14 protein-coding genes are annotated in these 19,148 nt (G+C 61.0%); 6 read left to right on the top strand and 8 right to left on the bottom strand.

Features of this window, described 5'->3' with window-relative positions:
• Positions 1 to 599: 599 nt before the first annotated feature.
• Both KTAU_RS10055 and KTAU_RS10050 read right to left on the bottom strand, forming a co-directional pair.
• Positions 600 to 1,331, bottom strand: a complete 732-nt coding sequence (locus KTAU_RS10055) for a response regulator transcription factor (RefSeq protein ID WP_151728269.1) — start codon at positions 1,329 to 1,331, stop codon at positions 600 to 602.
• Positions 1,328 to 3,202: an ATP-binding protein gene (locus KTAU_RS10050; protein ID WP_151728268.1), complete on the bottom strand. Its 1,875-nt coding sequence runs from the start codon at positions 3,200 to 3,202 to the stop codon at positions 1,328 to 1,330. Before KTAU_RS10050 ends, KTAU_RS10055 begins: the two co-directional genes overlap by 4 nt.
• A gap of 364 nt (positions 3,203 to 3,566) precedes the next feature.
• On the opposite strand from KTAU_RS10050, the gene KTAU_RS10045 reads away from it, so the two are divergent.
• Positions 3,567 to 4,592: an extracellular catalytic domain type 1 short-chain-length polyhydroxyalkanoate depolymerase gene (locus KTAU_RS10045; RefSeq protein WP_170293198.1), complete on the top strand. Its 1,026-nt coding sequence runs from the start codon at positions 3,567 to 3,569 to the stop codon at positions 4,590 to 4,592.
• Between the two features lie 230 nt (positions 4,593 to 4,822).
• On the opposite strand, the gene KTAU_RS10040 is transcribed toward KTAU_RS10045, so the two are convergent.
• Entirely contained in the window at positions 4,823 to 5,125 is a 303-nt protein-coding gene (locus tag KTAU_RS10040; RefSeq protein WP_151728266.1) for a GlsB/YeaQ/YmgE family stress response membrane protein, read from the bottom strand.
• 282 nt (positions 5,126 to 5,407) lie between these two features.
• On the opposite strand from KTAU_RS10040, the gene KTAU_RS10035 reads away from it, so the two are divergent.
• Both KTAU_RS10035 and KTAU_RS10030 read left to right on the top strand, forming a co-directional pair.
• Positions 5,408 to 6,739 carry a beta-propeller domain-containing protein gene (locus KTAU_RS10035; protein WP_151728265.1) on the top strand — a complete coding sequence of 444 codons (1,332 nt, stop codon included), beginning with the start codon at positions 5,408 to 5,410 and terminating at the stop codon, positions 6,737 to 6,739.
• 63 nt (positions 6,740 to 6,802) lie between these two features.
• Positions 6,803 to 6,985 (top strand): hypothetical protein, encoded by a 183-nt coding sequence (locus KTAU_RS10030; protein ID WP_151728264.1) that lies wholly within the window; start codon positions 6,803 to 6,805, stop codon positions 6,983 to 6,985.
• Positions 6,986 to 7,214: 229 nt separating this feature from the next.
• Here the strand turns inward: KTAU_RS10030 and coaE are convergent, their stop codons facing one another.
• Positions 7,215 to 7,823: a dephospho-CoA kinase gene (gene coaE / locus KTAU_RS10025; RefSeq protein WP_151728263.1), complete on the bottom strand. Its 609-nt coding sequence runs from the start codon at positions 7,821 to 7,823 to the stop codon at positions 7,215 to 7,217.
• 244 nt (positions 7,824 to 8,067) lie between these two features.
• On the opposite strand from coaE, the gene KTAU_RS10020 reads away from it, so the two are divergent.
• Positions 8,068 to 9,939 (top strand): caspase family protein, encoded by a 1,872-nt coding sequence (locus tag KTAU_RS10020; protein ID WP_151728262.1) that lies wholly within the window; start codon positions 8,068 to 8,070, stop codon positions 9,937 to 9,939.
• A 39-nt stretch (positions 9,940 to 9,978) separates the two neighbouring features.
• Here the strand turns inward: KTAU_RS10020 and KTAU_RS10015 are convergent, their stop codons facing one another.
• Complete coding sequence (locus tag KTAU_RS10015) at positions 9,979 to 11,991, bottom strand: ABC-F family ATP-binding cassette domain-containing protein (RefSeq protein WP_151728261.1); 2,013 nt, start codon at positions 11,989 to 11,991, stop codon at positions 9,979 to 9,981.
• A gap of 1,073 nt (positions 11,992 to 13,064) precedes the next feature.
• Between KTAU_RS10015 and KTAU_RS10010 the strand changes: the two genes are divergently transcribed.
• The gene (locus KTAU_RS10010; protein WP_052889045.1) at positions 13,065 to 13,724 is read left to right on the top strand and encodes an orotate phosphoribosyltransferase; all 660 of its coding nucleotides are present in this window, start codon (positions 13,065 to 13,067) and stop codon (positions 13,722 to 13,724) included.
• A gap of 181 nt (positions 13,725 to 13,905) precedes the next feature.
• Here KTAU_RS10010 and KTAU_RS10005 read toward each other — a convergent pair whose 3' ends face one another.
• The 3 genes from KTAU_RS10005 to KTAU_RS09995 form a co-directional block, all read right to left on the bottom strand.
• The gene (locus KTAU_RS10005; protein WP_151728259.1) at positions 13,906 to 14,745 is read right to left on the bottom strand and encodes a slipin family protein; all 840 of its coding nucleotides are present in this window, start codon (positions 14,743 to 14,745) and stop codon (positions 13,906 to 13,908) included.
• On the bottom strand, positions 14,724 to 16,175 hold the full coding sequence (locus KTAU_RS10000) for an NfeD family protein (protein ID WP_151728258.1): 1,452 nt from the start codon (positions 16,173 to 16,175) through the stop codon (positions 14,724 to 14,726). The genes KTAU_RS10005 and KTAU_RS10000 overlap by 22 nt, the downstream gene beginning before the upstream one ends.
• Before the next feature lie 522 nt (positions 16,176 to 16,697).
• Positions 16,698 to 17,198 (bottom strand): redoxin domain-containing protein, encoded by a 501-nt coding sequence (locus KTAU_RS09995; protein WP_151728257.1) that lies wholly within the window; start codon positions 17,196 to 17,198, stop codon positions 16,698 to 16,700.
• Positions 17,199 to 17,618: 420 nt separating this feature from the next.
• On the opposite strand from KTAU_RS09995, the gene KTAU_RS09990 reads away from it, so the two are divergent.
• Positions 17,619 to 19,094, top strand: a complete 1,476-nt coding sequence (locus KTAU_RS09990; RefSeq protein WP_151728256.1) for a glycosyltransferase family protein — start codon at positions 17,619 to 17,621, stop codon at positions 19,092 to 19,094.
• Positions 19,095 to 19,148 lie beyond the last annotated feature (54 nt).

The raw sequence follows: 19,148 nt of genomic DNA, 5'->3' as shown, positions 1-19,148 counted from the left end.
CGCTGCCGCTCATGCCAGGCACCTGGCGAGCCACAATGACGCCGTACCGGTGCGGTGGTCAGCCGATAGCAACAGTGGCTGGGGCAGAGGATCACAGCAGAATGGCCCAGGAGACAAGAAAAGGGACAAGAAAAGGGGTTGGGGAACTATCCTGAACTTCCCTCGCCTGAGGCAGGAGCCAGCCACCACCTGGGCCTGCCCTCACCGGGTCAGTCTCCAGGAAGGGCTGTTCGTATGGTTGCTCCACCAGCCCAGCCAAGGTCTGGTCTCTCTTGCGTCTGCCCTGATGCCGGACAGGTGGCTTACCCGTGGGGGCCAGGCGTTGGGGGGCCTGCTGGCAGACAGAGCACTCAGGTTGCAGGGCGACTCCCTGTACTATGTTGCAGCGGTTGCAGCGGACGAGCCTCTTGGACTCTGCATACAAAGGTTAGTGGAGGCTGCTCAGCCGCTCATGGGGGCCGCCTCTCACTCCTGAAATGCCTCTGCTCTGTAGTGATAAGCCCGCAGCCGGTGGCCATCTGCTCCGGATCAGGTGGCGCCCAAGGAGCACCTGGCTCCTTCCTCCCTGGAGGGCTACCCTCCCCTTCGCCTGCCCTCCGTCATCCCTCGTCGGCTTCTTCGCCTGCTGTCTCCTCCTCAGCCGAGAAACGATAGCCAACGCCGGAGATGGTGAGAATAAAGCGAGGATGAGCCGGGTCCGGTTCGATCTTGCGCCGCAGCTGTCCAATGTAGACGTGCAAGTAGTGAGCCTCGCCTCCGTAGCCGCTACCCCAGACGCGGGTCAGGAGCATCTGCCGTGTCATGATCTTGCCTCGGTTCTGCACCAGGACCTTGAGTAGCTCGTATTCTGTCGGGGTGAGCTTGACCTCTTTACCGTTGAGCTGCACCAGGCGACGCGCAAAGTCAATGCGGAGCGGGCCAGCCTTGAAGACGGCAGCTGTCCCCCCCTGTAGCGGTGCCGCGTGCCGCAGCGCAACTCTGATGCGGGCCAGCACTTCGTTCATGCCAAAAGGCTTGGCGACGTAATCATCAGCTCCCAGATCGAGCGCCAGCACCTTATCGCGCTCACTATCTTTGACCGAGAGGACGATGATCGGCAGATTCGAGTGAGCCCGCACGCGCTTACAGACCTCCAGCCCGCTGATCCCTGGCAGTCCCAGATCCAGCAGCATGACATCTGGACGAAAGTGGCCAAGCGCTTCGAGGGCCTCTTCTCCGCTGCTGGCGGCATAGACCTCATAGCCATAGGCGCTGAGACTGCGCTGAAGTGCCCGGACGATCTCGATCTCATCGTCGACAACCAGGATACGTGCCCCTCCTGCTGTATTCATGAGAGCGGTTGCTCCTCCTCCCTCTGCTCTCTCTTACCAACCTGAGCCAGATTGCTCGATTCCGCGGCCTCTTCGCTCGAGGCAGGCGTTTGGATAGGCAAGGTTGTTGGTGTGGTCGCTCCCGGCGCAGCGGCAGGTGCTTCAGCTTGCTCTCCCGCAGTTTGGCTCTCGTGATCGCTGAGCGGTAAGGTAAAGTGGAAGACGGCGCCCCCCCCTCGACGGTTCTCGGCCCAGATATGTCCCCCATGGGCCTCGATCAGGCCCTTACAGACAGCCAGCCCAAGCCCGGTGCCCCCGGCGCGCCCGCTCCCGCTACCTGGACTTCCTGCACGCCTCACGCGATAGAACTTATCGAAGATGCGCTCCAGATCAGCGGGAGGTATGCCTGGCCCGCGATCGGCAACACTGACCTGCACATGTCCATTGCACCATCTGGCGGCGATCTCGATTGGACTGGTGGCAGGAGTATGGCGCACAGCGTTTTCGATCAGGTTTGTGAGCACCTGACTGAGCTGCAGATAGTCGACCGGCACGGGCGGCAGGTCCTCCTCCAGGTCAACGTGCACCTGCCGCTGCTGCAGCAGCGGCTGCAGTTGCAGCAGGACATCGTGGATCAATTCATCCAGAGGATACCATTCCTTCTCAGGCTTGAGGGCGCCGCCCTCGATGCGCGACATGTCGAGCAGATTCTCGACGAGGCGGTTGAGGCGATCGGCCTCACGCTCGATGGTAAGGGCAAAGCTGCGCCGACTCTCCTCGTCCCAAACAATGTCTTCCTGCAGAAGGCTGCTGGCTGCCGCTTTGATGGAGGCCAGAGGAGTGCGCAGGTCATGCGAGACGGAAGAGAGCAGCGCGGTGCGCAGCGCATCAGTCTGGCGCAGCAGCTCTAGCTGCAGGCCCTCCCGCCTGAGACGAGCGCGCTCGATGATGGCCGCAGCCTGGTCAAGAAAAGCCGAGAAGAACGGTCCCTCCAGGACCGCCGAGGTTCCATTGAGGCGCGGCTGCCGGGCGCGGGCTTTGCCCAGGTGTGGCCACTCAGTTTCTTCCATGAGGAGCAGAAGCACGCCCAGAACGCGCTCGCCCGTCTTGAGCGGTAGCAACCGGGCGTAGCGGCGCCGGCCCCAGCCACGCAGGGAACTCTGCAGGGTCGCACGCAGGCCCCGCCCATAGGGGCCATGCCCTTCCAGAGGGACATCATGTAGCTCGGCGGCCTGGCCATTAGCCATGACCCAGGCAGCAGTGGCCTGCTCGTCCGACGAGAGCCGAAAGCGCTCCCGGGGCGTCCGCGCACTTGCAAGCACTTCCAACCTGCTCTGCTCATCGGGCAGCAGTAGTACGCAGTCGCAGACCCCCCAGGGGGCAAAGACCTGGACCACGGCCTGCGTCACGATGGCCAGCTGGTGCTGGAAGTCCTCCTCGTGGTTGGCAGCTCGCACCAGATCATAGAGAATGCGAGTCTCCCGCTCGCGCCGCCGAGCCTCATCCGCCTGCCTGCGCAGCGCGTTGGTCATCTGTCCAGTGATGATTGCCGCAGTGAGAAAGACGAAGAGGGCGAGCCATTCCTCGAAACGGTTGACGGTCAGGCTGTAGAGCGGCTGAACCAGAAAGTAGTCAAAAAAAAGGAAGGCCAGGACGGAAGTCAGCACCGCCGCATAGAGACCGCGTGTGCTGGCCAGCGCCAGCACCACGAGGAGATAGAGCAGCGAAATGTTGGGAATGCGCGGGTAGAGCGCAAAGGTATAGATCACAGCGGTGACCAGAGCAGCAGCAAAAAATGCCAGCAGGGTATCTACCAGCAGGCGTTGCCAGCTCCGCTGTGGTCGCTCCAGCAAAGGTGGAAAGTGATCACCTGGATGACGTTGCTCTCTCATGGTCACGATGCCCCTTGATCTGCGCCTGGCACAGGTACGGTCCCCCGGGGGCCGGCTGACCAGTGCCGGGGTACAGCTCCCGTTCCTCCAGAGGGAGCAGGGAGAGATCTCTCCCTGCTTGACGCTTCCCTTTATTATAATTCTTTGCTTGCTTTCCTGCTAACAGGCAAGGGGAAGGAGGAAGGAGCGAGCGGAAGAGACTGGCACCAGCCCACCTAACCGAGAGCGAGAGAACGCCCAGGAGTCAACAGGCTTAAGGCCCATCCACCAGATGGGGCCGCCTGGAGCGTCTTCTCCAAAGGAAGGATCGCCAGAGAACAGCCTTCTCCGATCATTCATCATTACCTCTGAAGGAGCAACGCTTATGCGACAGGCACGTTGGAGTGGCGATCGTGTGGCATGGGTGGTCTTCCTCCTGGTGGTGTTGCTGAGTGGCTGCCGTGGGGGCACTGCTTCAGGCAGCCCTGGGGGGAGCACCAGCCTCCAGAGTGGAGATAGCGGCCAGATGTCCCCGACACCGGCAGTGACGAGTCAGAAGAGTCAAGGCTGTGGACAACCTGCCGTCGCCCGCGGTACCACGCTGGTGGAGACGCTGCTGTCAGGTGGGGTAACCCGCAGCTACCGTCTGCATATTCCCTCGGGCTACCAGCCGGATCTGCCCCTGCCTCTCGTGCTCAACTTTCATGGTCATGGCAGCAGTGGCAAGCAGCAGGAGACCTATACGGGTTTTTCTGCGCTGGCAGACCGCGAAGATTTCTTTGTGGTCTATCCCGATGGCGTTCTGGCCCCCGACGGCAAGACTGGTTGGAACGCCTATGGCCCTCATCCCACGCACGTCGATGACGTGCGCTTCACAAGTGATCTGCTGCAGACGTTGGAAACGCACTGGTGCATCGATCTGCGGCGAATCTTCGCCACAGGTCTCTCGAATGGGGGAGGGCTGACGGCCCTGCTGGCCTGTCGTCTCTCGACGCAGATTGCAGCCTTTGCGCCGGTTTCGGGTGCTTTCTACCCTATTCCTGGGGGCTGTCACCCTCAGCGTAGTGTTCCCATTCTGGAGATTCATGGGACAGGCGATTTCATCGTTCCTTACGAGGGAAAAGCGAGCGTGGGCCTGCCTCCTATTCCACAATGGCTGGAGGATTGGGCCAAGCGCGATGGTTGTCAAAAAGGCCCAGACGTCTTTCTGGCCCGAGGCGATATCACTGGTGAAGAATGGTCCCGCTGCACGGCACCTGGCCTGGTGGTCCACTACCGGGTGGCTGGCGGTGGCCATACCTGGCCCGGCTCGCTGATCCCTGTACCCTATCTTGGGAAGACGACCCATACCCTCAGCGCAACAGCGGTGATCTGGCAGTTCTTCGCGGCTCACCCGCTGGCTGGGGCCTGAGAGGGCAGGCAGGGATCGCTCACGCTCCAATAGTCATCATATCAACGAGGGAGCAGGCTCACGAGCGAGGCTCCCCCCGACTTGATGGCAAGCTAGAGGAAGGTGCCCCCACGTTCGTGAGCCTGCCTGCCATTAGACCAGGCGGATAGACAGACAGACTCGCTCGTTGGCGTGCAGGTATGCGAAGTCTGCCTGTCTGCCTGCATCCAGGTTCAGCTTGAACCACCCGCTTAGACGGTGCTGCCGCGCCCGCGCGAGAAGAGGCGCAGGAGAAAGATCAGGATACAGGCTCCGATCAGAGCCACGACCAGGCTACCCCAGAAACCGAAGCTGGCTCCCGGTACCAGCAGATCCATGATAAGACCACCAAGGAAGGCCCCGATGAGACCAACGATGATATCTCCAACGATGCCAAAGCCGCCACCCTTGACCAGAAAGCCGGCCAGCGCTCCTGCGATCAGGCCAATGATGAGCCAGGCAATGATGCCACCAGGATTCAACGTGGCAGCGAGCACAAGTGAAGCTGCTGTCATGATAGGCGTCCCTCCTTCGAGTAGACCAAAAGAAGACTGACTATGATTGAATGATCATTTGTGCCAGTGAGGCTTCTTTACTTTTCTCCTCGATTGCTGGCACAAATCACACTCACCATCCTTAACACGGCGCAGGGGTCAAAAAGGGATACAAGGTTCGTCTTTCATGAGCGGGAGGAGGAGGAAAAGCCAGACGCCTCCTGTGTCGGTCCGCAGGCAAGGTTGACGAGCAAAGGAGGGAGCGCTATACTTTGGAGCATGAATTGCAGCAGGCGGCATATCATGACTCTGGTCCTGCTGAGCTGGATCGTGCTCGCGCTGGGACCAAGCGCCTGCAGCCCGGGCTACAGCGGCACAGCCAAAATAGCTTTTGTGCGCGATGGTCAGCTGTGGACCATCTACCCCGATGGCAGCGGCGCCTATGAAGTAGCTGACAATACCCCCCCGGTGGTGGGAATAGGCTGGTCGCCCGATCACCATCTGCTGGTGTTCCGCACGCTGGATAGCGATTACGCGCAGAGCACGGCGGGGCGCCGTCTCAAGCCAGATCCCCTGACCGGGCTGGTGACCGACGCGCCTGCCGGGCTGAATACCGTTGGCGTTGACGGCGGCTCGCCTATCCCAATCTTCTTCTCCAGCGCCGCTGTGCGCATCAGCGATGCCTGGTGGGACCCCACGGGCAGCCGTCTTCTCTATCGTCTCACTCTCGGAGGAAGCACTTCTCAGCTGCGTTGGGAGCTTGCCCAAAACGACCAGCCAGGCGGCATTGCTACACGCACGTTGCCGGCCAGCCTGGCCATCCCCTCGCTCAGCAACGGGGATGAGGACATTCTGGGGGTTGATCAAGACGGTCTTTTCACCTTCAACGCCAGTGGCCCCGAGCAGCGCTGGCTCACACCTGGACTTCCGACCGGTCACCCGCTGCCAGCCACCCTGGAGCGGGTTCTCTGGCAGCCGCACCAGACACAGCCGTCTTTTCTCTACGCGGTCTCAACGGCCCCAAACGGCTCGGCGAAGCAGATTGCTCTGCTCCTGCAGCGGCCAACGGGCGAGACGCGCCCGCTGCTCACCTGCAGTTGCCAACAGTTTGCCTGGTCGAGCAGCGGGCAGCAGGTGCTGGCTCTGACAGCCGATGGCCACTATCTTATCGTCAACCTGGACGGGAGCATTCGCCTGAGCATCCGCGCAGAGATCGATAGCGTCCCCTTCTGGTCGCCTGACGGGCGCTTCTTGCTGCTCGATGGGCGCCATACACTGTGGCTGGTCGATGTCCAGACAGGGAGAGAGCAGCTACTCCTGAGTGATCGGACCCCATTGGGGCCGCTCAGCCCAGCCAGCAGCCAGCTACCAGCAGTGGGCGCATTGTTAGAGCCTATGCCCAATAGCCTCTGGGGGAGTGATAGCCGGAGCTTTGTCTTCCTGACGCGTGGACGGCTGTGGTGGCAGGGAAATAGCCTGCTTCACGAAGGCAACGGCCTCTACCTGCTGACGCTGAATGCCCAGGGTCAGCCACTCACGGCTCCCCGTCTGCTGACAAACGGTCCTATCACTCAGGTCGGCTGGAGCTATCAAGATAGCGCTGTCTCTTTTCTCTTCCAGGCCCCATTGCTATAATGGGCAAGTGGCTCAGCTGCCGCCGGCTCAGCCAGAGCCGCAATCTCAGAAGGGAGTACAACCATGACTGATGATCTCGAAGAGGAAGAGTTTGATCCTGAAGAGTACGACGACCTTGAAATGCTAGAAATTCTGGAGACTATTCGCGATGACATGGAAGAGCTGGGGCTTCGGACCCTCGATGAAGTGATCGAGCGCATCGAAGAGCTTCACCGAAAGCTAGAGAACCAGCATAAGGAATTCTAGGCGAGACAAGGCGCGCAGACCCTGGGAGGGCAGGGCGGTTCCTGGCTATGCGCCAGGCAGCCCACATTGCAGGGTTCCGATCAAAGGTGGCCGTTGTTGCCTGGCCGGGTAGGATCGCCAGGCAAGGTAGCAGCGGAAGACCCGGGACCAGGGACGCAGACTGACTGGCCAGAGGGTGGGCCGGCCAAGAAGGCCGGCTCTATTTCCTCGCTTCTCAGCGAGCGCGTGCTCAGGAAGGGGGAAAGCGCTGACAGAAGCGAGCGAAGGCTCTGGCAACCTGCTGACGGGTCTCCTCCAGAGAGCCACTGTTATCGATTACCTCATCGACTAGCGGAAGACGCTGCTCGACCGAAGGTTGAGCGCGCAGGCGTGCCAGAGCCTCCTGCTCGTTGAGATGACTGCGCTCTATCAGGCGACGGAGTTCCTGCTCGGGCGAACAAATCACCAGCCATTTGCTCTGGCAGAGAGCGGCCTGCCCGCCTTCCAGCAGCTTGACGGCGTCGATCACTGCGATGCCGGAAGGGCTGACCCGGCTCAGCTCCTCCAGAATGGCTGCCCCCACCGCGGGATGGACAAGGGCTTCTAGCCGGCGCAGCGCCTCGGGATCACGGAAGACGATCTGGCCAAGGGCTTGACGATCAACTCGCCCCTCCGGGGTCAAAACGGAGGGACCAAAAACTTGAGCAACCCTGGCTGTAATCGGCTGGCCCGGCTCGTAGAGCGAGTGGACCAGGGCGTCAGCATCGATGTAGCGCTCTGCTCCCAGTTCCAACAACATCTTGCCCACGGTTGTTTTTCCGCAGGCGATATTGCCTGTCAGGCCAATGACACGAGGCATCGGTGAACAATGCTCCTCTCACAACAAGATAATCGGGGCAAGCAGGCGTCTGCCAGGTTGTTTGCAGTTCGACGGCGAGAGAGCTGGTCAACCTCCCGCCCTGGCCTGGCCTCTCATCGCCCCGCCCGGCCCAGCCCTTGCTTTCACCCTGCCAAAAGTACCGACGTACACCATTTCTTTCCAGGCTGGCGAATTTTATCGTACAATAACTCCGCAATCTTTGCTATCGCAGTAAGGAGCGTGCATGGGCAGACGCCTGGGCCTTCTGATCGGCATTAATCAGTACCAGGATAGCAGTTTTCGACCACTTCGCTACGCCGAGACAGATGCCAGGGCCATTGCGCACTGGCTGGTGAATAGCCGGGGAGGACGCTGGAGTTCCTCTGATGTGCAACTTCTGCTTGGGGCGCAAGCCACGCGGCAGTCTATCGAGCAGTGGCTCGCGCAGCTCTGCCTGCAGGCTGCAGGTCCCGATGATACGCTCTTCCTCTACTTCGCCGGGCATGCTTTCCTCGATGAAGGGCGGGCTGAAGGTTACCTCGCGCTGGCAGATACGTTCTATCAGCAACCCGCCAGCGGTCTGCAGCTAGCCACAACCCTGCTGCAGCTGCTCGGGCGCAGCCCGGCACGGGCCATTATCTGTGTCCTCGACTGCTTCCAGACAGGACGCTTCTGGGGACAGCGGCGAGCTTCGCCGTTCGATTGCAAGCCCCTGCCCGGCCCTATGTTCCTGACAGCACTGCAGCAGCTACCTAACCGTTTTCTACTCTGCTCCTGTCGCGGGAACGAGTTCGCCCCGGAGCAGGGAGAGCAAAATGTGGGCATGCTGGCCCATCGTCTGCTGCTCGGACTGTGCGGGGGAGCAGCTGATCCCACAAACGGGCAAATTATTTTTCAGCGTCTTGCTCTCTACCTGCAGCAGAGTCTCGGGGAGCAGCAGCGTCCGCAGCTCTTCGGCCAGGGTCTGGGGCCAGTGGTCCTGGTAGGCGAAGAGGAGACTGGGGCGCCGGCGACAGCTATGGCCAGGGCCGGCGCGGGAGCCGGGGGAGAAACCGGTCAACCCGGCCTCTTCCAGAGGCCAGGAGGCCCGGGACCGGTCCTGCAGGCCGCTTATCAGATGGGCCAGGTGGTACAGCCGACCCAGACGCCCGCCGGCATCGCTCAGCTCTCTCCTCTGCAGCCGTCCTCAGCGATGGCGATGCCGAGGACGGAGCAGCAAGCCGCTCTTTTGCTTCAGCAGGCGCGCGCTCTGCTCCAGCAACAAAAACCCGCTGAAGCCCTCGGCCATTTGGAGCAGGCACTACAGCTTATGCCAACCAATACCGAGGCGCTCCTGCTTAAAGGCCAGCTACTCGGTACAGCAGGCCGCTTTGCTGAGGCCATGCAGGTGGTCGAGCAAGTGCTAGGTCAGGAGCCGAGCAACGCCCTGGCCTGGAGCATGCGCGCCGCCCTCCTGGCAAACCTGGGACAGTTTGAGGAGGCGCTCCGGGCAGTAGAACGCTCGCTGTCCCTTGATCCACACAACGCGGAGACGCAGACGATCAAGTCGGCGATTCTGGTCAAGATGGCGGTCGCCCAGACGCCGGCAGCGCCGACTGGCGCACCCCTCCCCGGCGCCAGCCCCAGCGCGGCTTCGTCTTCCGCGGGAGCTAGCGCAACGGCAGGCGCCTCTGTCGGTAGTGGTCGAGGCCCACGTCGGCGGGGACGGGCCTTGCTGATAAGTCTGGCGCTGCAGGTGGCCGGTTTGGGGCTGGGATTGCTCGGGGCCTGGCTGGCTATCAAACATCCAGGAGCACCCGGGGTTTTACCCCTGACCATCGAGGGCCTGGGGCTGGCTTTGCTCTGTGCCAATGCGCTCTCTGGCTGCTACTTCGACGGCTTCTGGCGCTTTCTCCCTATCCCTTTGGTGAGCCTGCTGGCCACAGCTTTGCCTGCCTATCTATTCTTAACCCAAAGCGGACGGGCGCGCCTGGCGGCCCTGGTTGAGGCCAATCCGCGGGGCTTTACGGCTATCCAATTTGCCTTGCTCTGGTTCGGCCTGGTAGCCATCTTGCCGTTCCTGTTGGCCCTTCTTGGATTGCTGAGCGGCTGGCTGCGCGGCGCGCGCCGTCGCTAAGGCAGGTCAACAGAACAGGGCCGCCGTCCGTTCTGTTCCCTAGCGGGGGGCCTCCGTCTGCTCCTGGCTCGCCGCCAGCTGCTCCCACTCGGCGAGGAGCTGCTCTAGCTCTGCTCTGGTTGCCTCGTAGTCACTGGTCAGTCGCTGGAGTTCGGCCACATCTCCTCTGCCTGCGGCTTCATTGAGGGCTTCTTCCAGGGTGCGGGCGCGCTGCTCGCGCTGTTCGATCGCCTGCTCAACCTCGGCTAGGCTGCGCGGGCGCGGTTGCCCTACCCGGCGGCTGCGCCGTTCACGTCCGGGATGTCGCCCCCCACCAGCATGGTCTATCCCGACCTCCGTGAGCATTGTCTCCGGCCTGGCCGCTTGCCGAGACCGAGAGGCAGTGCCAGCGTTTTCCTCCTGGCCTTCTCCTGCCAGCAAGCGCCCGCGTTCACGCTGGAGATGCAGGCGATAGTCGCTGTAATTACCCTCATAGGCGCGCAGCGTGCCCTCAACAATCACCCAGACCTTGCTCGCCAGGCGATCAATGAAGTAGCGATCGTGAGAAACAAAGAGCAAAGTTCCACTGAAGGTAGCCAGTACCTCCTCCAGGAACTGACGAGAGGGCAGATCAAGGTGATTAGTAGGCTCGTCAAGGACCAGAAAATTGGGTCCCTGCAGGGTCAGCTTGGCCAACACCACACGGCTGCGCTCGCCACCGCTCAGGCTCCCGAGAGTCTTAAAGACATCATCGCCCTCGAAGAGGAAACGCGCTAGCAGGGCACGGGCACTTTCTTCGCTCAGGGCCGCGGCGTCACGAATCTCATCGAGGACCGTGCGCGTGGGATCGAGACCCTCATGGGTTTGCGAGTAATAGCCGACACGGACATTGTGGCCAAGGACCACTCTGCCACGCAGCGGCGGCAGCTGGCCAATCAAGGTACGCAGTAGCGAGGTCTTACCGGCGCCATTGGGACCGAGCAGACCAATGCGCTCGCCGCGGATGATCTCCAGGTCGGGCATATGCACCAGCGGACGGGGTTCATGACCAGGCTGGCGATAGCCGACGACCAGGCCGTGCGTGGAGAGAACGACACGCCCGCTTTCCACCGAGGGCTTCAGCTCGAAGCGCAGCTCTTGAAGTTGCTGGGGACGGTTGAGACGTTCCAGGCGGCTGAGCAGCTTCTCACGTCCCCGAGCCTGCCGGCTGCGCTGACCGGCTTTGTAGCGGCGAATAAATTCCTCGGTTCGCTGGATGAATTCCTGCTGCTCTTCGTATTCCTGCAGGCGGCGCTCAAAGCGCTCGGCACGCAGCTGCAGATATTTGCTATAGTTGCCAGGGTACTCCTCGACCCGCCCGAAGGCCAGCTCCAGAATGCGAGCGACAATCTTGTCGAGAAAGTAGCGGTCGTGCTCGACGACGACCAACGCCCCTTTCCACTCCTGCAGGTAGTCCTCCAGCCACTCCAGCGCTTCCAGATCAAGATGGTTGGTCGGCTCATCCAGTAGGAGCACGTCGGGTTCTTGAAGGAGAAGACGAGCCAGGGCTGCCCGCCGCTGCTGACCACCGCTGAGCTGGGCAATGGGCATGTCGTGCAGCTCGCGACTGAATCCCAGGCCATCGAGCACCTGCTGCACACGCTGCTCATAGGTATAGCCACCGGCATGTTCAAAGCGCAGCTGGAGTTCGGCGTAGCGCTGCAACAGCTGCTCACGCTGCCGGGTGTCTCCACGCTCACTGGCGCTGGCAATAGCAACGGCGAGCGTCTGCAGCTCTTGCTCCCAGGAGCGCAGGTAGTCGAAGACCGCCAGCAGCTCCTCGCGGAGAGTGCGCTGCGGTTGCAGGTCGAGCGTCTGGGAGAGGTAGCCGATGCGGGTCCCGCGCGCGATCAGGATGGTGCCCTCATCGGGTTCCTCGCAGCCGGCCAGGAGCTTCAGCAATGTTGACTTACCGGCCCCATTGGGACCAACCAGTCCAAGACGATCGCGTTCGTTGATCTGGAAGGTGACATCGGCAAAGAGATACTCCGCACCATAGACTTTCCCGAGACCGTTGACGCTAATCAGTGGCATAGAGCAGTGCAGTCGCTTTTGAGTGAGAGTGAGTGAGTACGGGTGTGGACCAGCCGTGCTTCGGCCACCTCTGTCGCGGGGCTGGGCCGCCCGCGCCCGCCGGCGAGGTCGCACGCTCGCCAGGTAAGCAGACGCGCCGCCCTCTCCTCGCCCGAAGGCCCGCGTCGCATCTCACCCGGATCAGCAGGCAGAGACAGGGTATCATAAAAGCCATTCTGCTGCAAGCACTCCCGGATTCCCCGGAGACCTGGCCCCCGTCCCGTCCAGCCGGAAGATCGGGTCTCCAGAGAGAGCGGTAGCCCCTACCGGGCTTAAGACAGAGCGGCTGACTAGATGCTCGACGGTCTTTTCTCTGCGCACTGCCCAGAGAGGACCGACCAGAGAAGCGTCCAGTCAGCCGCACGGTGAAGAGAAGATTGCCCGTGAGCGATGCCACCTACCCTCACCTCGCTCCCTTACCACCCCATCCTCCAACACGTCCCTACTTGGGATAAGCCCAAACAGCGGTTGGTTTCTGCAAGCCCGTTCTCGTTTCCTCGGTGCCGGTGATTCCGCTCTGTCGTCCCTTTCGCCCCTCTACCATCCACTCTTCGTCATCGACTGTTTGCCTTATACAGCGAATGCTCGTCCCCTCGACCCCATCAGCCATCCTCCTGCAATCTCTCCATTGACCTCCCTACCAACCCGTCCCTTCCTGCCTCCTCCCCCTATCTCCCAGCCTCACCCCTTGCCACTGATCCCCCGCCATATCCAAAGATGCATGTGCTTGTATAAGGCACGGGCAACCATCTACGTCAAAGAGTATAGCTCGATGTCATGAACACTGCATGAACGGCACACCTGGTAAGATGAATATTTCTTCATGGAATGGGAGGAGGTATGGATCGAATTATGTCAGTAGCATGACAGTTTTTTCATTAACGCTGAGAGACGAGAGGCAGAAGGCTTTCTTCCCTGATGGGGGTCCTTGCTCCTCTGCCTTCTTGCTTTGGTGGTATGGTATACTGTGCTCAAGCGAGAGACCTATTTTATCCTCCTACCACTCAACTCTTCGTCGCAAGGAAGGATGTCACGTGGTCAAAGAGCAGTCTCTTGACAACCTCTGGCTAGCCCAGGCCCTATTCGATCTGAACGGAGTCCAGTTTGGGAACTTCACGGTCAGCGAGTCGGCAGTCAGTTCCCCAGTCTTCGTCAATCCCAAGGTGCTGATCAGCAATCCACTGGCGCTGCGCGTGGCCAGCAAGCTGATGCAGCAGGAGATCAGCCTTGCCCAGTCGCTCCGGCGTCCGCGAGTCCACCCCTTCAACGTGGTTGCCGGCGTGCCGGTGGGCGGGCTGCTTCTGGCAACGGCCTATTCCTTAGAGACGAATACGCCGCTGATTTACGCCCGTATCCGACCAGAGGGGACCGGCCAGCGAGGGATCGAGGGCCGCTACACACCGGGAGATACGGCACTGATTATTGATGATCTGATCACGCGCGGCGGCAGCGTGCTGGAGACAGCTGCCCTGCTCGAAGAGCACGGCCTGAAGGTCAAGGATGTTATTGTGCTGATCGACCGCGAGCATGGAGCTACGGAGCGTCTTCGTCAGCATGGTTATAATCTGATCAGCATCCTCAAGCTCGATGTGATGCTCAATCACTATATGTCGCGGGGTCTGATCTCCGAAGAAACCTATCGGGTGTGTTCAGAGTATCTTCAAAGCAAGCGAGCAGAGCTGCGGCAATCATAGCTAATAGAAGCTGACAGCAGGTCGCTACGTGGGGCCTGGTCAGCTAGCTGTTGCACAGCAAATAGAGCGGCACAGGGAAGGAAGAGGCCAGGGACTCCTGTTCGCCTTCGCCGGGGTTGTGGGCCGTGGCCTCTTCTCTTCACCTGCCGCCAGCTGTCAGTCTATTCAGGCAGCCGCTTGCTCAGCCCTGGGGGTAAGGTGAGGCAGGAGCAGGGCGCGGGCCATCCTGGGGAACCGGCGCAGCCCGGCCTTCACGGGCCGCATGCAGCGTCTTGAGAAGTGGCTCGATGAGATCAAGCGGCAGCGGGAAAATGATGGTCGAGTTTTTCTCTACGGCGATCTCAGTCAACGTCTGCAGATAGCGCAGCTGCAGGGCCCCCGGCTCCGAGGCGATGATATTAGCCGCCTGGGACAGCTGGGTGGCCGCTTGTAGCTCGCCTTCAGCATGAATGATCTTGGCGCGTTTCTCGCGCTCAGCCTCCGCCTGCTTGGCCATAGCCCGCTGCATGGTGGCTGGCAGTTCTACGTCTTTGATCTCTACCGCAGTCACTTTCACGCCCCAACGCTCTGTGAACTCGTCAATGATGGCCTGCAGCTCGCGATTAATCTTGTTGCGTTGCGCAAGCAGCTCATCCAGCTCTGACTGCCCCAAGACATTGCGCAAGGTAGTCTGGCCAATCTGTGTCGTGGCCTGCAGGTAGTTCATGACGTTGACAATGGCGGCCTCGGGATTGACCACGTAGAAGTAGACGACCGCGGTCACCTTGACGGTCACATTGTCTCGGGTGATGACCTCCTGCGGCGGCACAGTCAGGGTGACAATGCGCAGGTCGACTTTTAGCAGGCGTGCAATCACGGGCGGAATCCAGCATAGGCCAGGGCCACGTGTGCCGCGCAGGTTGCCAAGAACGAAGAGGACGCCACGCTCATACTGCTGGATGACGCGCAGGCCAGAAAGCAGGATGAGCACGACGATGAGGACAATGACTACAATGGCGCTTATAGCGAGAGAGTTTCCCATTGGGAATCCTCCTTTTCTGAGGGTGGGACTGTCGGTGTGCCATCGGCGGGTGGGGCCGGCGGCTGGTTTGGTCGGACATAGAGACGGAGACCCTCGACAGCCACAATGGTGACCTCACAGCCTTCATCGAGGAAAGTATAGGGTTCAACCAGACTGGCTGCCCAGTTCTCACCACTGTAATTCACTCTGCCACTGGGCGTCAGCGGCGTGAGCGTGACTGCGCGGGTCCCGATCATACTCTCGATTCCCGAGGGTCGACGCTGGCGCTGGGCCCGGACAACGACGCTGACCAGGGCCAGGCTGAGCGAACCAACAACCGCCGCCATGAGGTAGACGATCCAAGGGGCGACACCTGGTCCATGCTCCACCTGATCGCTGTTGAAAAAGAGCAAGGAGCCGATAATAAGTGAGATGACTGCGCCCGCGGTCAGCACACCATGCGAAGGAAGGCGGACATCCAGGACTAGCAAGACCAGGGCTAGGCCCATAAGCAGCAGGCCAGTCCAGTTGGGCGAGAGTGACCCGGCCCCCAGAAGGAAGAGGATGAGCGCAATGCCGCCAACGACGCCCGGCACGATGGCCCCGGGATGGGAGATCTCAAGGTAGAGGCCGATCAGGGCGACAATGAAGAGGAGAAAGACAACGTTGGGGTCGAGAAGAAAGCTATAGAGCGCCTCAAACAGCCCTGGGTTGAAGGTCGTGAGGGCTACTCCCGTGGTATGCAACACCACACTGCGCCCGGAGACCAGGGTAACGCTGCGTCCGTCAACACTGTGGAGAAGCTCGGAGAGCGAACGGGCGCCGAGGTCAACGATGTGCTCATGCACAGCGGTCTGATCATCGTAAGAAGCGGCCTCGGTGACCATTTTTGCAGCCAGGGTGGCGTTGCGCCCGTAGCGATTCTGCGTGCCGGTGATCTGCGCTACAAGGTCATTCTCGATCTTCTTGAGTAGCGTAGCATCGAGGTCACTGCCAGTGCTGCTCACGGGACTGGATGCACCAATACGTGTAGTTGGAGCCATTGCAGCTATAGGTGCAGATAATGCCACAAATGCTCCGGCAGAGGCGGCTCGCGCGCCAGGCGGATAGACGTAAGTGATGATAGGAACTGCACTAGCCAGCTCGGCCTGGGTGATTTGTTTCATGGAGTCCAGGTCACCGCCAGGCGTGTCGATGACGATGACAAGCGCTTGTGCTCCATCGCTGGTCGCAGTGGCAATGGCCTGCTGGAGGAAACGCACCGCGCCCGGGTTGATGTCGCTGTCGAGATTGGCCACATCAACGTGTGGGGAGGCGGCCCATGCGGGTGGAGCGCCCAGGCAGGCTATTCCGGCCCCGGCTATAGCCAGTAGAGCCATACTCAGGGAGACAAGCCCGAGCACCAGGGATCGCACGCCATTTGACGCTCGTCGATGGTGGCGCATGTCCATAGCTTCTGTCCTTTGCGGTCGAAGGCTGCAGCGGGGCGCTGCAGCTCTGTCCTGCTGCCGATCCCAGGCCCCCAGGCCAGTTCCACCCAGCGAGGCCTGCACTTAGCCCGGCGGGAGATCGCCGGTCACAGCCCCTCCTTCTCCGCCTCTTCCCCTTGAGTCCCCTTACTCTTGCTCAACCTTGCAGTTTCTCCTGCCTCTGCCTCTCTCTTCCGCTCCTCTCCGAGTCTGGGCCTGAGTGGTCCTGACCGGCGCTGTGCTCGCTTCGGCTGTGCTTACCGCTAACTGGTCTGGGGTATTGCTTATTGCTATACGAGATGATAGCGCAAATTTCTCACCGCGTCAATGTGCTCCGTCTGACTGGTTACCCTTGGGCGGAACAGAGAGGAGAGCGGAGTGCCTGGTAGGTACGTTGGCTTCTTTTCCAGCCAACCAGCCGGCCAGGGCCTCTCACGGATGCCGGCAGAGGCTGGCCGTCCGATTGGCTAATTGATTGGTTGGAGAAGGGAGGCTCCTGGTGAGCTAGTGAGTCTGGGCCTGGAGCGCGTGCAGGACTTCGAAGAGCTGCTGGTTGTCTGGCAGATCGGAAGGGCTAGCGGTCACCTCGATATGACGGATGATGCCCTCCTTATCGATCACGATGACGGCGCGCTCCGACATCCCTGCGGGATGGCGCAGCCCATAGAGATCGACGACAGCTCCCTGGGGATAGAAGTCGGACAGCAGTGGGAAGGAGGTGCGCATCGCCTGTGACCAGGCGTCCAGCGTATAGACACTGTCCATGCTGATAGCAACAACCTCGGTGTCGGCGCTTCGGAAGCGCTCCAGTTCGCGCTCATAGGAGGGCAGCTGTGCTGAGCAGACACGGCTGAAGGCAAAGGGTACAAAGGCAAGAACAACGTTCTTCTTGCCGCGGAAGTCTGCGAGATGCCAGTCCTCACGGACATGGCTTTTGAGGGTAAAGTCGGGCGCGACATCGCCGATCTTGAGAGTTTTTGTGTAGGAACGGGCGGACTCAGCCATGTGAATTGGGTCCTCCTCTCACAAGCAGTGCAATACTGTCTGGCCTCTGGATCTGGTGGCGGCTGGGGCTATGAGCGGGCAGCATGCCCGTCCCCAGGCTGCTTGACAGACCAGAGCTATTGCTCTATCCTTGGTGCGAGCTGCCTTTCCCAGAGGGGGCCTTCTCGCCCTGGATTCGGCCCGCTTCAGTCTTACGCTGGGCGCATGGAGTGCACGAGCAGGATCGATCTGCGCTAGCAGCGTCGGGGCTAATGCGATAGGGCAGTGGGCGTGCCCCGCGCTGAGCACCTCGCTCCCCTCCCGATAGGATAAGGCAGGCAAGGCAGTAGGCCACCATCTAAGAGAGGAAACAAGCCGCCCTGCAGGGCGGTTCCTCTCTTATCTTACGCTGTTCCGAATTGTAGTCCTGGTGAGAAAGGTATGTCAAATGTGCGCAGCAGTTCGGGAGGTCTCCCCGCTACGAAGACTCCCGGCTCCGCTCTCTCTTCCGTTGCTCTGGGGATCAGACGCGGGTTAGAGCGTCTGGCTGATCCCGCCGGGGGAGCGCTCTCCTTTCTGCCTCTGGCGCTGGCACTGTTGGTCATGCTGGCGCTCTCTTCCTGGCAGATGGTCTGGTCAACTTCTGATGTGACGCGCTACGAGTGCTACGCGCTGGCTTTCTGGTTCGGAGGACAGGCCCGAGCGCTGGCGCCTCAGATCGATTGCTCGTTTTTGCCTGCCCAGGTGGAGAGGCTGCCACCTTTGCATATGCTGCCCATTGAGTACCCGCCGCTGACGCTTGTCCTCTTCACTCCCGGTCTGCTCGTGCCCTCCGCTTACTATCCCCTGCTCTTCGGGCTGCTGATGGCACTGGCAGCGCTGTTGATCTACTGGCTCTTGCTGCGCTGGGGCCCACGTGGGGCGGCGCTCGCCTTCACGTTCTACTTGTTCCTCGGCGAGTGGGGCCTGGCTCTGTTGCGCTTTGACCTTGTACCAGCGGCCTTAACCTTGCTCTGCGTGTTGGCAGCAGAGCGCCGTCATTGGACAGCGGCTTATTGCGCTCTGGCTCTGGCTATTCTGTTGAAGATCTATCCGCTCCTGCTGTTGCCTCCGCTCTTCTTCGCGGAGCAGCAGGCAGGAAAAGCGGCAAGGGTCACCGCTGAGCGGGATGGGGCCAGAACTGCTGCGGGAATCGTGGGGTGGATGGCACAAGCTCTCTCGTACCTGCGGCGCTGGCAGTGGCGGAATCTGCTGCTCTGCCTTGCGCTGGTGGTCGGAACGACAGGGGCCTTCGCCCTCCTGGACTTTCAGGGAGCAGTGGCCAGTCAGCTCGCTTATTTCGCCCAGCGCCCCGTGCAGATTGAGTCCAGTGGTACACTGGTGATCTGGCTGGCGACGTTGGCGGGACAGACAGTGCACGTGGTCTACACCTATGGCTCGATTAACCTGCTGAGTCCTCTGGTCCCAGCCGTTTCTCTCGGCAGTACGCTGGCGCTGCTGGCCGGCTACGGGCTGGTGCTCTGGCAAAGTGCACGCGGGCGGCTGGCTTTCTCCGAGGCGGCGCTAGCGGCACTGTTGGTCTTCGTGGCGACAGGTAAAGTGTTCAGCCCACAGTATCTGATGTGGTTGATGCCGCTGGTGGCCTATCTGACGGCAACGCGGCGGCGCTGGTTGTTGTGGTTCGGGCTGATCGCTCTGCTGACTTCACTTATCTATCCCTTCCTCTATACCCGCGTTCAGGATGCCACCCAGGTCTGGCGCGTGCCTGGCTTTCTTCCTGTGGTCGAGCTGCGCAACCTGCTCTTTCTGCTGTTGACCCTTGGCTACCTGTTCAATCTGTTGGACCTGCGTCGGCGCTGTGAGCCGCAACTGGCGGTCGATGCTGGGGCCTTGAGAGCAGCAGAGGGGAGCCGCTGAGGAGACGCCACCAGGTCGTGGTGCCGCTCTCTCCCCGGCTCTCGCCCCTCTGCC

The sequence above is a fragment of the Thermogemmatispora aurantia genome (genome assembly GCF_008974285.1).
Classification (GTDB): Bacteria; Chloroflexota; Ktedonobacteria; order Ktedonobacterales; family Ktedonobacteraceae; genus Thermogemmatispora; species Thermogemmatispora aurantia.
This window is presented reverse-complemented; position numbering and strand designations above follow the sequence as displayed.